The organism is Halomonas colorata (assembly GCF_014897985.1).
GTDB lineage: Bacteria > Pseudomonadota > Gammaproteobacteria > Pseudomonadales > Halomonadaceae > Vreelandella > Vreelandella colorata.
Genome location: NZ_JABUZA010000031.1, coordinates 12971 through 30244, shown reverse-complemented (window position 1 = coordinate 30244; position 17274 = coordinate 12971). Strand labels below are relative to the sequence as shown.

At 54.4% G+C, this 17274-nt stretch carries 16 protein-coding genes; 8 read left to right on the top strand and 8 right to left on the bottom strand.

Annotated elements, in window-relative coordinates:
- Positions 1 to 9: 9 nt before the first annotated feature.
- From arsH to INT33_RS14695, 3 genes are read right to left on the bottom strand one after another with little or no spacing between them, the layout of a single operon-like run.
- Positions 10 to 738 carry an arsenical resistance protein ArsH gene (gene arsH / locus INT33_RS14705; protein ID WP_193092271.1) on the bottom strand — a complete coding sequence of 243 codons (729 nt, stop codon included), beginning with the start codon at positions 736 to 738 and terminating at the stop codon, positions 10 to 12.
- Entirely contained in the window at positions 738 to 1148 is a 411-nt protein-coding gene (gene arsC, locus INT33_RS14700; RefSeq protein ID WP_193092270.1) for an arsenate reductase (glutaredoxin), read from the bottom strand. Before arsC ends, arsH begins: the two co-directional genes overlap by 1 nt.
- A gap of 5 nt (positions 1149 to 1153) precedes the next feature.
- A complete protein-coding gene (locus INT33_RS14695; protein WP_226940213.1) occupies positions 1154 to 1603 on the bottom strand; it encodes an ArsR/SmtB family transcription factor in 450 nt (149 codons plus the stop codon).
- 172 nt (positions 1604 to 1775) lie between these two features.
- Between INT33_RS14695 and INT33_RS14690 the strand changes: the two genes are divergently transcribed.
- Positions 1776 to 2762 (top strand): AraC family transcriptional regulator, encoded by a 987-nt coding sequence (locus INT33_RS14690; RefSeq protein ID WP_193092269.1) that lies wholly within the window; start codon positions 1776 to 1778, stop codon positions 2760 to 2762.
- Positions 2763 to 2928: 166 nt separating this feature from the next.
- Here the strand turns inward: INT33_RS14690 and INT33_RS14685 are convergent, their stop codons facing one another.
- Positions 2929 to 4368: an FAD-binding oxidoreductase gene (locus INT33_RS14685; RefSeq protein WP_192538203.1), complete on the bottom strand. Its 1440-nt coding sequence runs from the start codon at positions 4366 to 4368 to the stop codon at positions 2929 to 2931.
- Positions 4369 to 5310: 942 nt separating this feature from the next.
- Between INT33_RS14685 and INT33_RS14680 the strand changes: the two genes are divergently transcribed.
- The 7 genes from INT33_RS14680 (at position 5311) to INT33_RS14650 (ending at position 12730) form a co-directional block, all read left to right on the top strand.
- Positions 5311 to 7608 carry a hypothetical protein gene (locus INT33_RS14680; RefSeq protein ID WP_193092268.1) on the top strand — a complete coding sequence of 766 codons (2298 nt, stop codon included), beginning with the start codon at positions 5311 to 5313 and terminating at the stop codon, positions 7606 to 7608.
- A 188-nt stretch (positions 7609 to 7796) separates the two neighbouring features.
- Positions 7797 to 8834: a hypothetical protein gene (locus tag INT33_RS14675; RefSeq protein ID WP_193092267.1), complete on the top strand. Its 1038-nt coding sequence runs from the start codon at positions 7797 to 7799 to the stop codon at positions 8832 to 8834.
- A gap of 51 nt (positions 8835 to 8885) precedes the next feature.
- Complete coding sequence (locus tag INT33_RS14670) at positions 8886 to 9689, top strand: M48 family metallopeptidase (protein ID WP_193092266.1); 804 nt, start codon at positions 8886 to 8888, stop codon at positions 9687 to 9689.
- A 188-nt stretch (positions 9690 to 9877) separates the two neighbouring features.
- Complete coding sequence (locus INT33_RS14665) at positions 9878 to 11152, top strand: O-acetylhomoserine aminocarboxypropyltransferase/cysteine synthase family protein (RefSeq protein WP_192538208.1); 1275 nt, start codon at positions 9878 to 9880, stop codon at positions 11150 to 11152.
- A 196-nt stretch (positions 11153 to 11348) separates the two neighbouring features.
- Positions 11349 to 11555 (top strand): ParD-like family protein, encoded by a 207-nt coding sequence (locus tag INT33_RS14660; RefSeq protein WP_192538209.1) that lies wholly within the window; start codon positions 11349 to 11351, stop codon positions 11553 to 11555.
- Positions 11548 to 12321 carry a type I methionyl aminopeptidase gene (map, locus tag INT33_RS14655; RefSeq protein ID WP_193092265.1) on the top strand — a complete coding sequence of 258 codons (774 nt, stop codon included), beginning with the start codon at positions 11548 to 11550 and terminating at the stop codon, positions 12319 to 12321. The genes INT33_RS14660 and map overlap by 8 nt, the downstream gene beginning before the upstream one ends.
- Positions 12305 to 12730, top strand: a complete 426-nt coding sequence (locus INT33_RS14650) for a DoxX family protein (protein ID WP_226940212.1) — start codon at positions 12305 to 12307, stop codon at positions 12728 to 12730. The genes map and INT33_RS14650 overlap by 17 nt, the downstream gene beginning before the upstream one ends.
- Positions 12731 to 12840: 110 nt before the next feature.
- Here INT33_RS14650 and INT33_RS14645 read toward each other — a convergent pair whose 3' ends face one another.
- The 4 genes from INT33_RS14645 to INT33_RS14630 all read right to left on the bottom strand — a co-directional run bounded on the left by INT33_RS14645 (position 12841) and on the right by INT33_RS14630 (position 17181).
- Positions 12841 to 13626 carry an alpha/beta hydrolase gene (locus INT33_RS14645; protein ID WP_226940211.1) on the bottom strand — a complete coding sequence of 262 codons (786 nt, stop codon included), beginning with the start codon at positions 13624 to 13626 and terminating at the stop codon, positions 12841 to 12843.
- A complete protein-coding gene (kynU, locus tag INT33_RS14640; protein ID WP_193092264.1) occupies positions 13626 to 14855 on the bottom strand; it encodes a kynureninase in 1230 nt (409 codons plus the stop codon). The genes INT33_RS14645 and kynU overlap by 1 nt, the downstream gene beginning before the upstream one ends.
- 67 nt (positions 14856 to 14922) lie before the next feature.
- On the bottom strand, positions 14923 to 15756 hold the full coding sequence (gene kynA / locus INT33_RS14635; RefSeq protein ID WP_018915915.1) for a tryptophan 2,3-dioxygenase: 834 nt from the start codon (positions 15754 to 15756) through the stop codon (positions 14923 to 14925).
- A 6-nt stretch (positions 15757 to 15762) separates the two neighbouring features.
- Positions 15763 to 17181, bottom strand: a complete 1419-nt coding sequence (locus tag INT33_RS14630; protein ID WP_192538213.1) for a M20 family metallopeptidase — start codon at positions 17179 to 17181, stop codon at positions 15763 to 15765.
- Between the last annotated feature and the right edge of the window lie 93 nt (positions 17182 to 17274).

The window sequence follows — 17274 nt, the reverse complement described above, 5'->3', positions numbered from 1 at the left end:
GACCTTACGTCAGTGAGTGTTTTGGTTAACGCGGCGAGAGAGTTCTTTAGCACTCTCGACACGCTCTGAATAGCGGTCGGTAAGATAGGCGGACCTGTCTCGCGTCAGCCAGGTGAATTTCACCAGTTCTTCACATACATCGACGATACGCATATAGAGAGGTGAGGGCTTCATGCGCCCAGCATCGTCAAATTCGGTAAACGCTTTGGGTACAGAGGATTGGTTGGGGATGGTGATCATGCGCATCCAGCGCCCGAGGATTCGCATCTGGTTGACGGCGTTAAAGCTTTGGCTTCCGCCAGACACTTCCATCACCGCCAGCGTTTTTCCCTGAGTAGGGCGAACACCGCCCAGCGATAGCGGTATCCAGTCGATTTGCGTTTTCATAATGCCCGTCATCGCCCCATGGCGTTCGGGGCTGACCCAGAACATACCTTCAGACCATTGGGCAAGGTCACGCAGCTCTCGTACCTTCGGGTGATCGGCCTCTGAATCATCTGGTAGCGGTAAACCTGACGGGTTAAAGGTGCGTACCTCACAACCGAACCAGCGTAGCAACCGCGCCGCTTCTTCGGACGCCAAGCGTGAAAAAGAGCGTTCGCGCAGAGAACCATAAAGCACCAGAATTCTGGGTGGATGACGCGGCGCATCTGGCCCCGCTAGTAAGTTCACATCAATCGGCTGTAGCTTTTGCGGATCGATATTGGGGAGATCGTCGAAACTGACTATGTGACTCATTACTGACTGCCCTTGAAATGCACGACATCGCCATCTTCTTTGGTAAACGTGGTTACCGGGTTGGCCAATAACTCGAATACACGCTCAGAAGGGCGGCACAGGCGTGCGCCTTTTGCTGTTACCACAATGGGGCGATTGATCAGGATAGGGTGCGCGATCATGGCGTCTATCAGTTGATCATCGCTTAACGCTGGATCATCGAGATTGAGCTCTTCAAAGGGCGTGCCCTTGCGGCGCAGTAGCTCTCTTGGAGTAATTGCCATCATTGAAAGCAGCTCCACCAGCCGCTCGCGGCTAGGGGGTGTCTTCAGGTATTCGATCACTTGGGGTGCCTCACCGGACGCTTCGATGATGGCTAGCGTATTGCGCGAGGTGCCGCAGGCAGGGTTGTGGTAAATCATCGTTTTCAAAAGGGTTATTCCTTCTCTGTATTAAGAGAGCAGTCAGTGAAGGCCGTGAACAGCGGCTCGCAAAACTCGGGGTGGCCTGCACAACAATCGCGAATCAAAAAGCTGAGGGTTTGCTGCATATGTTCTAGATTGGCGCGATAAATAATCGAGCGACTCTGCCGATGAGAATTGACCCATCCCGCTCGTGCAAGCACTGAAAGATGCGTCGACATCGTGTTATGGGGCACAGCTAACTGACGTGCGATTTCCCCAGCAGGCAAGCCTTCGGGCTCGTGGCGTACCAGAAGCCTGAAGGCTTCGAGACGCGTTTCCTGAGAAAGGGCGCTGAAACTGGCGGTAACGTTTTTTATTTCCATATGTCTATTGTTGTGGACATAAAGAAATAAAACAATCAGTTTTTTTGCGCACTGCCTAAATAGTTGGCGAGAACCGCATGGCGCGACGAAGTCGAGCATGCAATGGGCGCTACAAACCCGAGCGAATCGTATTACAGACAAGATGAGCGGCTTTGGATAATCCTGATGCATATGGATGAGGTAAATCATATGACGTTAGGACGCTATTCCGTCGTATCATCTTCTGTCAGGTCGTCTGCCCTTCGACCCGCGGTGCGAGTGAGGTAAGGATATGATCGATAACGACTTTCTTTCCGAAATGCTGTGCAGCGTTCGCCTATCCGGCGCGGTGTTCTTCGAGGTGGACGCGGCAGCGCCCTGGGTGGCTGCCGCACCGCCCAAAGAAAAAATTGCGCAAACAGTGGTATCTGGCGCACAGCATGTGATCGACTACCACGTCATTGTCGAAGGTAGCTGCTGGACTAGGCTGACTAATCCTGATAGCCAGCCGATTAAACTGGGTGCAGGAAGCGTGGTGGTATTTCCACAAGGCGACACCCATGTGCTTGCCAGTGATCCGGGCCTTGATGCTGAGCCGAACTTTGCTGCATTCGACGAAATCGCACGCGGGCGCTCACTGCCGTTCCACATTGACTTACGGGGCGGTGAAGTTGGTACCACTCGGCTCTTGTGTGGTTTCCTTGGCTGTGATGTGGCGCCTTTCAATCCGCTGATCTCGGCACTTCCCCGGGTCATTCATGTCCCGGATGGCTATGGCAGCGGCGAGGGATTCCTTGGGCATTTGATCGGCGCTGCAGTGCGCGAGACGCAAGCAACCGACGCTGGCAGCGATGGGATTCTGGTAAAGCTGAGCGAGCTCATTTTTATAGAGGTGATTCGGAGGTACGCGGCTTCCATGCCTTTGGATGCGGATGGTTGGCTCGCGGGTCTGCGCGATCCGGCGGTAGGCCGCGCATTACGCTTGTTGCATCGCGATTGTGCTCACCCCTGGACGGTTGCAGAGCTTGCGCGTGAGGCGGGAATGTCGCGCACCATTCTTTCTGAGCGATTCACCGCACTTCTGGGCATACCGCCCATGGCCTATCTCACGAGTTGGCGGATGCAGCGAGCGGCTAGTCTGCTTTGTGCCGGTACGGCAACGCTCGCCCAGATTACGGACGCGATCGGTTATGAATCCGAGGCCTCGTTCAGCCGTGCTTTCAAGCGGATGACAGGCCTCTCACCATCGCACTGGCGGCAGAACGCGCGGCATCGCTAACTGGCTCAGATGTTTGCGTGGCAAGAACGGTCTGACCTACCGTGCAAACGCCAACAGGCGCACCATTGGTTGGGCAGTCAGTGCTAAGCCAGCGAAGCTTCAAGCTCCGCCGTTTTGTTCTGTCCAGAACACATGTCGAGGCTACCCTAGAGGTATATTATGACCATCACCCGGCCAGCTGTATCTCGGCGTTGGGTAAGATATTTTGGTTGAGGCGGAACCGGTTCTCGGGGTCGTAGCAGGCCTTGACTGCTGTGAGCCGTGCATAGTTTGCGCCGTAAGCTTCAGCCACACGGGCACTTTCTTCGGCTGGCATGAAGTTGACGTAGACGCCCGCTGAGTAAGGAGAAAGAGCCTCGAAAAGCCCACGCGCCCAATGCCGGGCTGCGTCGTCCTTTGTTGGATCTTGCCAGCGAGTGTGAATATTAACTACGTAATGGGGTCGGCGCTGAATGAAGGCGGTCTCATGCGGAGCGATGCGAGACATTGCCCCGCCCACATGAGCGACAAAAATCTCCGTTTCCGCATCGGGTAAGCGATCGACGGCCTCGATAAGCGCTTCGACTGCGGTGTCGGGTAGATTGAGCAAGTCGTGGGACTTCCAATAGTTGCGTGCGCCGGGGATCAGGAGCGGATCGAATATCTGCTGAAACTCGGCAAAAGGCTGAATGCCAGCCAGAAACGCGAGCGGGTTGTTGATCGCTCTGAGCGGCGCGATTAAGGCCTCTCCATCTTCGGGGTCGCCTGAATAGCAAAACGCCATCATCGCGATACTGGTGCCGTGCGATTCCTCGGGCAGGAAAGGCATCGGGGGTGCATTGCGCACCACCACCCATGCCGTCAACTCCTCCGTATCGCCTTCCATCAGTTCCCGCTGGAGAGCGAAGAGTTCCCGTGCCCGTATGAGCGGTAAGAAGAGTAAACCACACAGCAGGTTGGGTCGGACAGCCTTGGCCTGGAACTCGAAACGCGTGATGATGCCGAAGTTGCCGCCCCCACCGCGGATCGCCCAGAATAGGTCGGGGTTCTCGTCCGCTGTAGCACGCAGCCGTGCGCCATCGGCGGTGATGACATCGGCTGCAACGAGGCAATCGATGGTGAGCCCATGAGCCCGCGTCAGCCAACCGAAGCCGCCGCCGAGAGTGAGGCCTGCAATGCCGGTCGTCGAGTTTATTCCAACGGGTACCGCTAGTCCGTAGGGCCTAGTCGCCGCATCGAGATCTGCCAGCGATGCGCCGGGTCCCACCTGGACGCGGTGCGTCTCAGGGTTCACGTCGACGTTGTTCATTGTGGAAAGATCAAACATAAGGCCGCCTTCTGTCACCGCATTCCCCGCGATATTGTGTCCGCCGCCTTTGATGGAGATGAGCGCATCGGTCTGGCGTGCGAAGTTAACTGCCGCGGCGACATCGTTGGCGTCGGCGCAACATGCAATCAGAGCGGGCCGCTTATCGACCATCGCATTCCAGACACTGCGGGCCGTGTCGTAGTCTTCATCGCCAGGCAGCAGTAGCGGGCCGGACATATCGGCGCGTAGCGTCGTAATCATCTTGGCAGGGAGGCTTAGCGTCCTGCCATTGAGCGTCTTGAGAATAAAGTCGGTCATGGCTTTGATCCTTTTTCAGTCTCTTACCCGTTCGTCGCGCTGCCTGCTATAAGGTCTAGGATACAGTCGCGGCAGCAAGAAGAGTGGTCGTGTAGCGTTGCAAGAATGTTCTCTTGTTTCGATAAAATACGGGTAAGCGCCCATCGCTCTTCTACGCTAGAAGCGGTCAGGGCGGCGAACCATTGTCGATATCTATTTAAAGGACACGCCTTAAGCATACGAGTCGGCCGCATAACCAGGAATTGCCGTGCGTCCGGATGAAACTACCGTTCGTCCGGAATAGCAGAAATCGAGGGTCAATTTGCAAAGGTTAGTCACTGTCAGAATAGTGCTTGCACATTTATGCGCAGCATCCCGCATCATAAGCTGCACCCATCGATTTCGGGTAAAGCGGTGGTGGTGCGGATCAATGGCTGTTTTGTCGTTCGGGTAACCGCCTTTCGAGGCAAAGCGGTACTGTATTTTGATCAGAAAAACCTGTTTGATCAGTACAGGCATCACTAATAAGAACTAATCAACCGGTAGCTAGCTCGCGACTGCGACAGCGCGTTGCGGGCTCTATGGCAGGTCATGCTCTGCCGCTACGAGACCTGATCTGCACAGAGTATGGAAACCCTTTTTGTATTGAGCGATGTGTGAGAGCCGATTTTTCAGACAGAACCAAAGGAGGTCTGTATCGCCAGCAGCTTCTGAATCGACGCTGCCCCTCGGCCTAATACCATCAATTGGCAAAATGATGATCGCAGCCGATGAGAGAATTGATCTTGATGATTCTAAGAATGGCGGCAATATTGACTAAAGTTGACCATCCCAGCTTTTAAGATATCAGCCGTGAGGTGGAAAGAACGGCAGTGGTTTAAAAGAACTCACCTGACAACGACCCCAATCGCAGCGTCATCGATAGCGACTGTTTTTTATTCGGACTCCGTTGGGAGATGTGCAGTGAAAAATCATACAATGATTTTTTTGCGTTCAGGCGCAACTATCGGATTAATGACGGGTGCTCTGTTGGGGCTTCCCTCCTTATCACAAGCGGCAAGTATTGCATGCAGTGTGGCGACGCAGGAAACAGAAAAAGTACTGCAGTGCTTCAATGACGATGGCACACCAGCCCGTTTGCGTCCCCCCTTACGGGATACCGTCAATCTTGAGTTTGGCCTTTTCCTGTTGGGTTGTAACGTGTCAAAGATCGACGGCGATTTAAACGATGCAGACGAGGCCATAGCCTGCGTGCAGGCTATGTTCGGTTTGACGCCAGGACCGCTCTCGAGGGTAGACGCTAATCGGATCAGTTCCTTAGGTCGAGTGGTGCACAGCCGAGAAGATGCATTAAGGTACATGGCTACCCGAGGCTATCATCCCATTGAGGTCCAAGTAGCCCAGACCGAGGCACCTCCGCCTGCTGAACTGCAAGCATCAGCCCCAGCCGAGCATGGCTCGGAGTTTCCCTATTTGCCTCATGATAAAGCTCGTTATTTCACCCGTATACTGCAAGGTGATGCGAGGACGGGCAACTCGGCCAGCAATAAGATCGGCATCTACCTTGCCTTTCATAGAGCATTCTCTGCGTCCTGCCCCGTGGAGATAGGCGACGATTCGGCGGAATATACGCTTACGCGCGAAAGTGAACGACTGGGTCTTCGAGAGGCTGAGCAAATCCGGCTTCGCTCTACCGACTTGGATGAATTCTACCTCGCCGCTTCGACGCTGGTTCCGGTCGTTATACTGGAGTATGACGAAGACCCGACTAAGGACTTCGACATTCGCCGTATATATCAAATTCGCGTTGCAACCGATGCAGAAAACCAAACCGCCTTCGCCGAGGTGCTGGCTCGGGAAGGTTGTCATTCTGACTTAACAGAGACTCTTCGCGCGGCGTTGTCTGAGAATTTGCCCCAAATGTCTGCCAGCGCTGGCGAATCTACCGTATCAATGTATTTTCAAACAATCACAGGAGCGCGAAGCTTAAACGTCACGCTTAATTCTCCTTATGATCCAGATAGCATAAGAGCCACGAAAATTGTCAGCAGTTCGGACACTGGGCTCTTTCCGCTGGGGGGCGATTATGGTGGGCGAATGCTGTCCTACCTTGCATTAGGAGACTTCCACGCTGCGCGTGGTGAGCATCGCAAACCTGCCGATGAGGTTATACGCCAGATTAGAGCGCTAGGGCCTGCAGGATACAATCCAGTCGCCGAGTTGTATGAATGGGGCTTCCAGAACAGTGCGAATTTCAGCCCGATGAGTGCGCTTATTACGTCCTATATCATTCGTAGGGTGCAGACGCTTGGCTCATGCGGAGATCCGCTTGTCACTGTTACCCGAAATTACGTCGAGATTGAGACGACGCGGGTGGGCGGGGTGGAAACCGGATCGCGCCAGGTCGGGAGTTTCTCCCGCGAAGCCATCGTTCCAGCAGCCTTCAAGCAAATCGTGGAACGAGCCGAGGACATTACACCTGGGGTAAATTCACGTGAGCTTGTCGATGGTGCGATCGAGAGGCTTACGTGCGATTCCGAGATGCGCAGAAACCTCGAAGCGAACATGATTGCCTTCAACAGCGGTGTAGAACCTGTGTGGGTAAATCCCGAGAGTAGGAGAACGTTTGGCTCCGACGAGAATAATGCTGAGGCAAGCCAGAGTGCATATATCTATACAAATTTCGATGCGGCTGTTGAACTCATTGAGAATGCGGCTCAGAAGAATGATTCACGGCTCTCGCTGCGTTACGGCTTGCCAAATAATTCTGACCGGTCTGCAGCACAATTGAACCTTCTTTTGATCGAAGATGTGCCGGCCATGGTTTTTGACACAAGCTATTTCGGCCGGAAGCCCGGTGGCCGTGATCCAGGCCGGATGGTGCGGTTGATAATGACATGTGCGGATAGCGGAGAGCTTGAGGTAAGCCAGTTCCTGTCCAGCACTCAACCGAACGATTTAGATCCAGATTCAATCTACAATATAACCTATGGCGCATATGGGCTGAATGGTCAGTGGCCTATGACAGCGCATCTGGAAAGTGAAATCGCTAATAGTAATTCTTTCACCTTCGCTCGTTTCCGAGGGCGGATTGCAGCGGACGACACCACTTTTGTCGGGCTCCGACCAACGTCCAACTTCACAAGCTCACTGGCGATGCCGAATGGAAATTATCATCTGAGTTTTGGAGTTGACGGAGGCCGCGTCAATACGACTCTCGCACCTCTTATTGATCATTGCAGGTCGATTGAAACGCTTTGATGTCTTAATCCATATTAAGCATTGATCTCAGTATAGCTGGCCGTGAAGAAAGGAGTTGCAGAAGCGTCAATCGATCGAGAGTTTGATAAAGCGCCATAGTCATCACCTGGTTTCGAGAAGGTTCGACGTCTGCCGTAAAGCTCTAGTAAGCTGCTTGTTACTTTCAGCAGTCGGGAGATCCTTTTACCATGACGCACGCGACCATTTTGCAGCAGGGCACGATCCACTGTTTTCCTGCGGGACTGCGCGATGATCAAGGCAACTTGGTTAATGCCGAGGTGTCTGCCGTGCTTTATGACGGTAAGCGGCTTATTTTAGCCAGTGATAAGCCGATACCGGGGGAGGAGCGCTCGGCGATGTTTGCCATGCCGATGACCGGGCAGGGGCCGGATGACCGTCAGCTTGAGTACTTCACCATGCCGTTGATTAAACAGGCTATCAAGTACGAGGATCTCTCCCTGACGGCGGATGGACATCATGTTCTGGCCACCACAGGCTTTGATCGCATCGACAGTCAAAGCCATGACCTTAATGACTACAATCACTTGCTGATATGGCCGCTGGGCGAGCCTGACAAGGTGCAGGTGGTCGACCCTGATCCGCGGGATGGTGTAGAAGGTTCCTTGGAGCTTCGTCTCAAGCTCGATCAAGCGATTGGCTTTCCCTACTATAAAATCGAAGGGCTGGCCGCAGTTCCCGGCGAGCGTGGCGATGGCTTACTGCTGTTTGGTATTCGTGAGCAGGGACAGTCCCATGATGATTTCGCCTATGTGAGTCGTATCGTGGGCGCCCATTACGAGATTAGCGACAGTGGCAATCTGGTGTTCGTTGATGAAATGCGCGAGCACTACGTTTTCGACCCAGGCAGCCACCCCGAGGTCCGTTTTGATTGCGGCTTGTCGAGCCTGGAATATGATCCCTATCACGGACGCCTTTATCTGCTAAACAGCTTCGAGGTTGAGAAAGCCGGTGAAGAGCGCATCGGCGGATACTTGTGGGAAGTCAGCCTGGGTGATTTTCGCGCGCGCTGCGTGCCCACCCTTGTGACTACGCCTGCGGGATTGCCGTTGGAGTTTGAGCATAAGGCCGAAGGGCTTGCCGTATTGGATCATGATCGCCTGTTTGTGGCTTATGATAATGACCGGCACCTGGGGCTTGGTAGTATTGATGAGCGCGATGAACGACACGCCTGCGAAGCGCCTTATACGTTGCTTCACGTGTCTTAACCCAAGCGAATCTTTAGTCCATATAAAGCTCTAGACCAGGCGAAACTATCGATGCGTCGACGATTTCTGTTACACCTGTTGGCCATGTTGCCATTGGTATTTCTGACGGGCTGTGATGAGACGCCGACAGGGCGTGCCCAACTGGCGCTGGTGCCTCATAACATGATGGCGCAAATGGGCGAAGATGCCTTTGAGCAACTGCTAAACAGCCAGCCGATATCACGCAATGCGGCCGTTAATAACTTGGTGCAGTGCGTGGTCCAAAAGGTAGTAACCGCCGCTAAAGTGAGCTATCCCGCCCTCGATTTTCCTCAAGCATGGGAAGTCGTTGTGTTTGAAGAACATTCTCCCAACGCCTTTGCGCTGCCAGGTGGGCGTATCGGTGTGCATAGCGGTTTATTGGATGTGGCCGAGACGCCCGCCCAGCTAGCGGCGGTGATCGGACACGAGGTAAGCCATGTGCTGGCGGATCATGGCAATGAACGGCTTACCCAGCAACTCGGCATAAAAGCCGTATTGATGTTGGTAGGTGTGATGGGAGAAGGCGATATGGGGCATCAACAATTGATGCAGGCGTTGGGCATTGGTGCCCAGCTTGGCATTAGTCTGCCGTTCAGCCGCACCCATGAGGAAGAAGCCGATTTGATGGGCCTAGCCATCATGGCTCGTGCCGGGTTTGATCCGCAACAGAGCGTGGTGCTATGGCGCAATATGGCCGCTTCCGGTGGCGGCCAGCCGCCTGAGTTTTTGTCTACTCACCCCGCCCACGCCTCTCGTATCAAGGCATTACAGCAAGGTTTGGAAGAAGCTACTGCAACCTACCAAACGGTTGCTCCTGCTGACTGTTCAGGTTAGTTGAGTGTTCAGGTTAGTTGAGGTCAACCAAGCAAGATTGGCACCGTCTAAAGACATTCTGGCTAATCCCACCGATCGGTACTCACGGCATTAAGACTTGTCTTACGGTGTGGCTTTCGACTAAACGACGTTGGCCCGCTCGCTTAAGCTTCACTAAGATCAGGGCTACCTTTTTTAGGAGCTGCCTTATGAAACCTGAAACTATTGCCCTCCATCATGGATACACGGCTGATTCACAAAACGCCGTTGCGGTGCCGATTCATCAGACTACCTCGTTTTCATTTGATAGTGCCCAGCATGCAGCGGATCTATTTGATCTGAAAGTGGAAGGAAATATCTATTCTCGCATTATGAATCCTACCTGCGCCGTGCTGGAGCAACGTGTGGCTGCGCTGGAAGGCGGCCTAGCGGGCTTGGCGGTTGCATCGGGGATGGCGGCGATCACCTATGCCATTCAAACTATCGCCGAAGCGGGCGACAACATCGTCTCCATTAGCGAGCTGTACGGTGGCACTTATAACCTGTTTGCGCACACGCTACCGCGCCAGGGTATTCAGGTGCGCTTTGTCGATAAAGACGATATAGCAGGCATCGAAGCGTTGTTTGATGAGCGCACTAAAGCGGTTTTTTGCGAAAGCATTGGCAACCCCTCTGGCGGTGTTGTTGATCTGCGTGCGCTCGCCGATGTCGCTCACCGTCACGGGATACCGGTCATCGTGGATAACACCACTGCCACACCGTTTCTATGTCGACCAATTGAGCATGGAGCGGATATCGTCATCCATTCGGCAACCAAATATATTGGCGGCCACGGCACCACAGTGGGCGGCGTCATTGTCGATTCAGGCAAATTTCCGTGGGCGGAAAATGCCCGCCGATTCCCGATGCTTAATGAACCGGATGTCTCCTACCACGGCGTTAGCTATACCCAAGATGTTGGCGATGCGGCCTTTATTACCCGTGCCCGGGTAGTGCCGTTGCGCAATATGGGAGCCGCGCTATCCGCTCAGGCGGCCTGGAACCTTCTTCAGGGGCTGGAAACATTGTCACTCAGGATTGAGCGTATCTGCGCTAACGCGCTGGCCGTGGCAAAGCACTTGGAAAATCATCCCCAGGTGGCGTGGGTGCACTACGCTGGCCTGGAAAGCCATCCAGATAATGCGTTAGCGCAGCGCTATATGTACGGCCATGCTTCGGGCATCCTTAGCTTTGGTATTAAGGGCGGCCAAGCCGCTGGCGAGCGTTTTTATGATGCATTGGCGCTTATTCTGCGGCTAGTGAATATCGGTGATGCCAAGAGTTGCTCCTCTATTCCAGCGTCTACTACGCATCGTCAGTTGAATGATCAAGAGCTAAAAGCGGCAGGCGTCACTCCTGATATGGTGCGGCTGTCGATAGGTATCGAGCATATTGATGATCTGATCGCTGATATCGATCAGGCGTTAGCGACTTCTCAAAACTAGCGGTGTGTTTTAGCGCGCTGGGTCGCTAGGATGATAACTCCCGGCGCGTGTTTCTCGATACACTCGTGAATCCTTTGCACAAGCAGGTCGGCTTCTAAGAAAACCTGCTTAAAATCTTAGCCACAGCCTAAGCCGCTTGCCGCTTACTTATATCCAATATATGCTTTATATGCGTTTCATATATAGCAGGTTTGCCATGGGCATCGTAAAAATCAACGACCAGCTTCACGAAGATATTCGTAAAGCCAGTTCAGTCATGGTGCGCTCGATCAATGCGCAGGCGGAATATTGGATTAAGGTAGGCATGCTGGCGGAAGCCAACCCGGGCATGACCTTCTCTGACATCATGCGCGAGCAGATGAAGCAGGCGGACATTGAGGTAAGGAAGGTGATCGGTGGCTAACGTAGTACTCAAAAATGAACAAGAGCTGACGTTGATGCGCGAAGCCGGGCGTTTGCTCGCGTCGGTATTCAGCTATCTCGATACGCTGATCGTGCCGGGTGCTACCACCATGCAGATCAATGACTGGGCCGAGCGCTATATCGTTGATGAGTTAAAAGCTCGCCCCGCCAGCAAAGGGCAATATGACTATCAATATGTGCTGAATGCGTCTGTGAATCATGTGGTGTGTCATGGCGTTCCTTCTGAAGCGCAGGCGCTTAAATCCGGCGATATTGTTAACGTCGATATCACACTTGAGAAGAATGGGTTTATTGCCGATTCAAGTAAGATGTACCTAGTGGGCGATGTAAAACCCATCGCAAAACGCTTGGTCGATAAAACCTATGAGGCCATGTGGGAAGGCATCCGCACCGTTAAGCCGGGCGCAACGCTTGGCGATGTAGGCCACGCAATTCAGCAGCATGCGGAACAGAACGGCTACTCGGTAGTGCGTGACTACTGTGGCCACGGCATTGGCCGCGAAATGCATGAAGAGCCCGAAGTGCTGCATTACGGCAAGCCGGGCAAAGGGCTGGTATTAAAACAAGGCATGGTGTTTACCATTGAGCCCATGATTAACCAGGGCAAAGCCAAGATAAAAACCAAGAAAGATGGCTGGACGGTAGTGACCAGCGACAAGACATTATCCGCGCAGTGGGAGCATACGGTTGCGGTTACTGCAGAGGGTGTCGAGGTGCTGACACTTCGCGATGAAGAGCGTCTTTAATAGCCTAAATCAACCTGGCGATGCAGGACGACCTATGCCAAGAATACCGCTGCTGATCATTGCCTTGTTTTTCTTGTCGGGTGGCATAGCCCATTTTGTCTTAACAGATTTCTTTATAATGGCGATGCCAGACTATCTGGGCTATCACAAAGAGCTGGTGCTTATCAGCGGTGTTTTTGAACTGCTCGGCGCCATTGGAATCCTGGTTTCCAAAACGCGGTTTCTGGCGGGGTGTGGCTTGATTGCCTTAATTATTACTGTTTACCCCGCCAACATAAATATGGCGTTACATCCTGAGCAATATCCCGATATACCTGCGCTGCTGTTATATATCCGTTTGCCCCTGCAGTTTCTATTTGTCTGGTTTGTTTGGTGGGCTATCACGCCTGAAAAGCGCCAGAGCGGGTAGAGGCAATAAGGTTGAATACAGGCCACCGCTAAAAACAGGTTCCACGCCGTTATAGCAAACGATGGCGTTTTCATTATCATTTTTCGTACAAAGCCTAGCGCGGCTATCTCTTACAAATACTCCAACACATCAAAGTGATCACACCCAGGCAGCTCAACCAGCTCTGCCTGCACGTCGGCGGCGCGTAGCAGTGCTATAAAATTGTGCCCCTGCTGGTGAAACGTGGGCGGATCATTTTCAGCAATCACTATCTGGCTGGGCGGCAGCTTGGCCAACTCGCCAAACTGCGGGCTTAGTGCTTGTGCCTGCGTTTGGGTTAAACCCAAGGGTTCATTAACGTAGGTGTCGACCAGTGGCGTAAGGTCATAAACGCCGCTAACCAGCACCAGCTTATCAATAGGCACTTTGCCGCTAACGGCTACCCAGTAAGCCAACTGAGCGCCTGCGCTATGGCCACCGAGTGTGATGGACCAGGTTCCACCGTTGTCTTCAAGCGCATGATACGCCGCTTTAAGGCCCTGAACGCACTGAGCGATCATGGTATCGATCGTGGTGGTGGGGGCTAAGCCATAGCCAATGGAGGCAAAAGCCATGCCCCTTTCCAGATAGTGCTCGGCCAGAAAATCAGTCGCGGTGTGATCAAGCTCCTGCCAGTAGCCGCCGTGAATGAAGACCATCAACGGCCAGGGGCCTTCCCCGGGTGGAATAAACAGGTGCAGACACGCCGCCGGATCATCGCCATAGCTCAACGCCATCGGCTGATGGCGGGCTCTTAACGCGTGTCCGGCAACTGCCTGGCGCGTGAGAGTGGCTTCAAAATCCGTCGCGAAATGACTCGGCGAGTAGGCGAGATCCAGCGTTAGCTCTGTCATCAGTTCTGGCATCAGCTCTGGCATTAGGTGACGGCGCCACGAATATGAAACTGCGGGTCCTGATATTCGCCGCTTTCGACAACCTCGCGGAAGTGCTGCGCGGCCTGCCAGACATCCTCGTAGCTTAAATACAGCGGGGTGAAGCCGAAGCGCATCAAGCCGGGTTCGCGGTAGTCGCCAATGACGCCACGGGCGATCAGCGCCTGCACAATGGCGTAGCCGTTTTCACCGTCGATCAACGATATCTGGCTGCCACGTTGGCTGGCTGTGGGGGTAATATCTTCGATGCCACGCGCTGCAAAGATATCTTCCAGGCACTCACGGAACAGATTACTCAGGGCGAGGCTTTTATCACGTAGGGCCTGCATATCAACCTCGGCCCACATGCTAAGCGAGGCTTCAAGGGCTGAGTAGATAAGGGCCGAGTGGGTGCCGGTACGAAAGCGAGAGATGTCATTGGCAGGGGTGTAATCGGCCTGAAAAGCGAAAGGCGAGGTATGCCCATGCCAGCCCGAAAGTGGCTGCCAGGTGCTGTCCAGATGATCGCGATGCACGTAAAGAAATGCCGGCGCGCCAGGGCCACCGTTCAAGTACTTATAGGTGCAGCCGACCGCGTAGCGTGCGCCCGCACCGTTAAGGTCGATAGGCAGGGCGCCGGCCGAGTGAGCTAAGTCCCAGATGATCTCGGCGCCATGCTCGTGTACCAGCTGAGTGGTGGCGGCCATATCCCGCAGCTGGCCGGTGCGGTAGTTGACCTGGCTAAGTACCACAACAGCCACGCCATCCAGATGTTCTGCCAGGTTGCCGCCTTCGGGCAAGAAGCGGTGTTCATTGCCACTGACCCGGCAATAGCCCTGGGCAATATAAGCATCAGTGGGGAAGTTGCCGCCTTCGCTGAGTACGATACGCCGTTCATCCTGGCGCTTGTCCAAAATATACCCCAACAACTTGAAGATATTGAGCGTGATATTGTCCGTCACCACCACTTCACCATCCTGGGCACCGATCACCGGGGCCAGAAGGTTACCCAGGCGTTCGGGGGCATCGAACCAGCCCTGGTTCCAGCCTTTGATCAGTTGGGTACGCCACTGGTCCAGCGTGCCATCTACCGCTTGTTTGGCGGCTACTGGCTGAGCACCCAGCGAGTTGCCATCCAGGTAGAGCACGCCCTCGGGCAGGGCAAAGCGACGTTTGAAATCCGCCAGGGGGTCTTGGCGATCCATTTCACGAACGTTATCCAGGCTCACGCGCATCTTGGTACTCCAGCAAAACGAAAATCGTTACTCATGAAAAAGGGGAAGCTTCATTAGGCATGTGCCCTTAAACCGACGTTCTTACACTCCAGAGTTCGGGGAAGAACTGAAGGTCCAGCGCCTTGACCAGGTAGTTCACGCCAGACGATCCACCGGTGCCGCGTCGGTAGCCAATAATACGTTCTACCGTTTTCATGTGACTGAACCGCCAGCGCTGGAAGTTGAATTCGACATCCACAAGCTTTTCGGCAAGCTCGTATAAATCCCAGTGCTTTTCACTATTGCGGTAGATCTCCATCCAGGCGGCTTCTACTTCGCTACTCGGCGAGTAGGGGATGCTCCAGTCGCGTTCGATTTTGTCAGCGGGAATGGCAAAACCACGCCGACCAAGCAATTGAAGCACAACATCGTAAATACTGGGTGAGTTAAGCGCTTCGGTCAGTTTTTGATAGTGTCGCGGCTTGGCGCGATGTGCTTCGATCAGCTTGGCGTTCTTGTTGCCCAGCAGAAACTCAATCTCGCGATACTGATAGGACTGAAAGCCTGAACTCTGCCCCAGGCTATCCCGGAAGCTGGCGTAATCGGCCGGGGTCATGGTGACCAGTACTTCCCAGGCTTTGATTAGCTGCTCTTGAATTCGGGATACGCGGCTTAGCATCTTAAAGGCCGGGCTGAGGTTGTCGGCGGCGATATGCTGGGCCGCCGCGTGGGCTTCATGCAGGCAGAGCTTGATCCAGAGCTCCGATACCTGGTGGATGACGATGAAGAGTAATTCATCGTGCTGATCAGACGCCGGGTTCTGGCAAGCCAACAACGGCTCAAGGTCCAGGTACTGGCCGTAGCTGATGTCCTGGTCCCAGTGGATGGCTTCGTTATCGACGCTGTTCTTGGGTGTTGTCATTGTTGATCACGCCTTTTGAGTAGTAAGTGTATGCGCCTGGGCTTCGCCTAGATCCCAGAATACGCCAGCGGCCATTTTTAATCCCTGCTCGACCACGTTTTCAAGCAGGTGCTCGTCGGGCGCGTGCTGATTGCATGAAGGGTAGGAGTGGGGCAGCCATACCGTGGGCAGGTTCAGCGCATCAGAAAAACAGTGGTTGGGAATCGTGCCGCCTAGGTTGGGCAGAATGTGTGCAGGCTGACCCAGGCTTTTCTGCGCCGATTCCGCCACGAAGCCGACCCAGGGGTGGCCGGGGTCAAGCCGTGTAGCAGCGTAGCCGCCCAGCATCTCAAGCGTGAGATCGCCAAAGCCGTGGGCATCCAGGTGCGCGCGCAGGTTCTCTTCCAATGCCTGCCATGCGGTGCCTTTCACGAATCGCAGCTGCAAGACCGCTTCGGCGTTGGCGGGAATCGCGCCTACCGGCTTGTCCGTTCGGCCTGCGCTCATGCCCAGGATTTCCAGAGTGTTGGTGCCATACAGGCGTTCGCCGTTGGTCAGACCCTTTTCGCCCCAATTTTTGTTGATGGCAGGATCAGTGCTGTCACCGCCTACCGGCAGCTCACGAATCAGCTGGGCGAGTTCTTCGGTAATGGCGGGCGCTTTGAGAAAATCGACCTGAATGCGTCCCTCGTTTGATAGCAGGGTGGCGATGGCGTTACATAGCACCACAGCCGGGTTGGTGATCACTCCGCCCCAGTTGCCCGAGTGGCGACCGCCGTTGCCGGTATGTAACCCAAGTTTGAACTGCACCACACCACGGGAGCCCAAAAATAGCGTGGGCATATCAGCACGGATGCGCGGGCCGTCGGAGGCCAGAAACAGATCCGCCGCAAGGGCTTCTTGATAGGCAAGGCAGGTCTCTTCAAGCCCGGGCGAGCCGATTTCTTCGCTCATCTCGAACAGGATCTTGACGTTGTAGCCAAGCTTGCCATCGCGCGCCGTGATGACCGCTTCAAGCGCTGCGAGGTTAACGCTGTGCTGGCCCTTGTTGTCCGCCGTGCCGCGGCCGTAAACGCGGCCATCGATAAAGGTCAGCGTCCAAGGGTCAATGCCCTCGGCCCAGGTTGTTTCCTGGCCATCGGTGACATCGCCATGACCATAGAGCAGTAGCGTCGAGCAGGCTGGGTCTTCGATGCGCTGGCCGATCAGCAGCGGCGGGCGGCCGGGCTGAGGGTTATCGATGATGTCACAGGCAAACCCCAGTTTGCTTAAAAGCGGCACCATTTCCTGGGTCAGGTAATCGTGCAACGTGGCTTGGCGGGCGGGATCCTGGCTTACCGTTTTCATGGCTACCCGTCGCGCCAATGTGTCGTAAAAGGTGCCGTCGGTCAGTGTGTCAGTGGCCAGTTTTAAGGCGCGTTCGCGTCCTGAAAGTGATCTATCCATTAACTGCCCTTGTCGTTGTCATTGCAGAAAAGCGGTGCGGGAAAATCTCTCACCCAGAGACTAAATCTTGCCGCGCCTTGCTACCATCATTAA

What these genes read in the sequence shown, in the direction of transcription:
- arsH (WP_193092271.1), bottom strand. Translation starts at nt 738, where the DNA reads ATGAGTCACATAGTCAGTTTCGACGATCTCCCCAATATCGATCCGCAA.
- INT33_RS14695 (WP_226940213.1), bottom strand. Translation starts at nt 1,603, where the DNA reads ATGCTCGACTTCGTCGCGCCATGCGGTTCTCGCCAACTATTTAGGCAG.
- INT33_RS14690 (WP_193092269.1), top strand. Translation starts at nt 1,776, where the DNA reads ATGATCGATAACGACTTTCTTTCCGAAATGCTGTGCAGCGTTCGCCTA.
- INT33_RS14685 (WP_192538203.1), bottom strand. Translation starts at nt 4,368, where the DNA reads ATGACCGACTTTATTCTCAAGACGCTCAATGGCAGGACGCTAAGCCTC.
- INT33_RS14675 (WP_193092267.1), top strand. Translation starts at nt 7,797, where the DNA reads ATGACGCACGCGACCATTTTGCAGCAGGGCACGATCCACTGTTTTCCT.
- INT33_RS14670 (WP_193092266.1), top strand. Translation starts at nt 8,886, where the DNA reads ATGCGTCGACGATTTCTGTTACACCTGTTGGCCATGTTGCCATTGGTA.
- INT33_RS14665 (WP_192538208.1), top strand. Translation starts at nt 9,878, where the DNA reads ATGAAACCTGAAACTATTGCCCTCCATCATGGATACACGGCTGATTCA.
- INT33_RS14660 (WP_192538209.1), top strand. Translation starts at nt 11,349, where the DNA reads ATGGGCATCGTAAAAATCAACGACCAGCTTCACGAAGATATTCGTAAA.
- INT33_RS14650 (WP_226940212.1), top strand. Translation starts at nt 12,305, where the DNA reads ATGAAGAGCGTCTTTAATAGCCTAAATCAACCTGGCGATGCAGGACGA.
- INT33_RS14645 (WP_226940211.1), bottom strand. Translation starts at nt 13,626, where the DNA reads ATGCCAGAGCTGATGCCAGAACTGATGACAGAGCTAACGCTGGATCTC.
- kynU (WP_193092264.1), bottom strand. Translation starts at nt 14,855, where the DNA reads ATGCGCGTGAGCCTGGATAACGTTCGTGAAATGGATCGCCAAGACCCC.
- kynA (WP_018915915.1), bottom strand. Translation starts at nt 15,756, where the DNA reads ATGACAACACCCAAGAACAGCGTCGATAACGAAGCCATCCACTGGGAC.
- INT33_RS14630 (WP_192538213.1), bottom strand. Translation starts at nt 17,181, where the DNA reads ATGGATAGATCACTTTCAGGACGCGAACGCGCCTTAAAACTGGCCACT.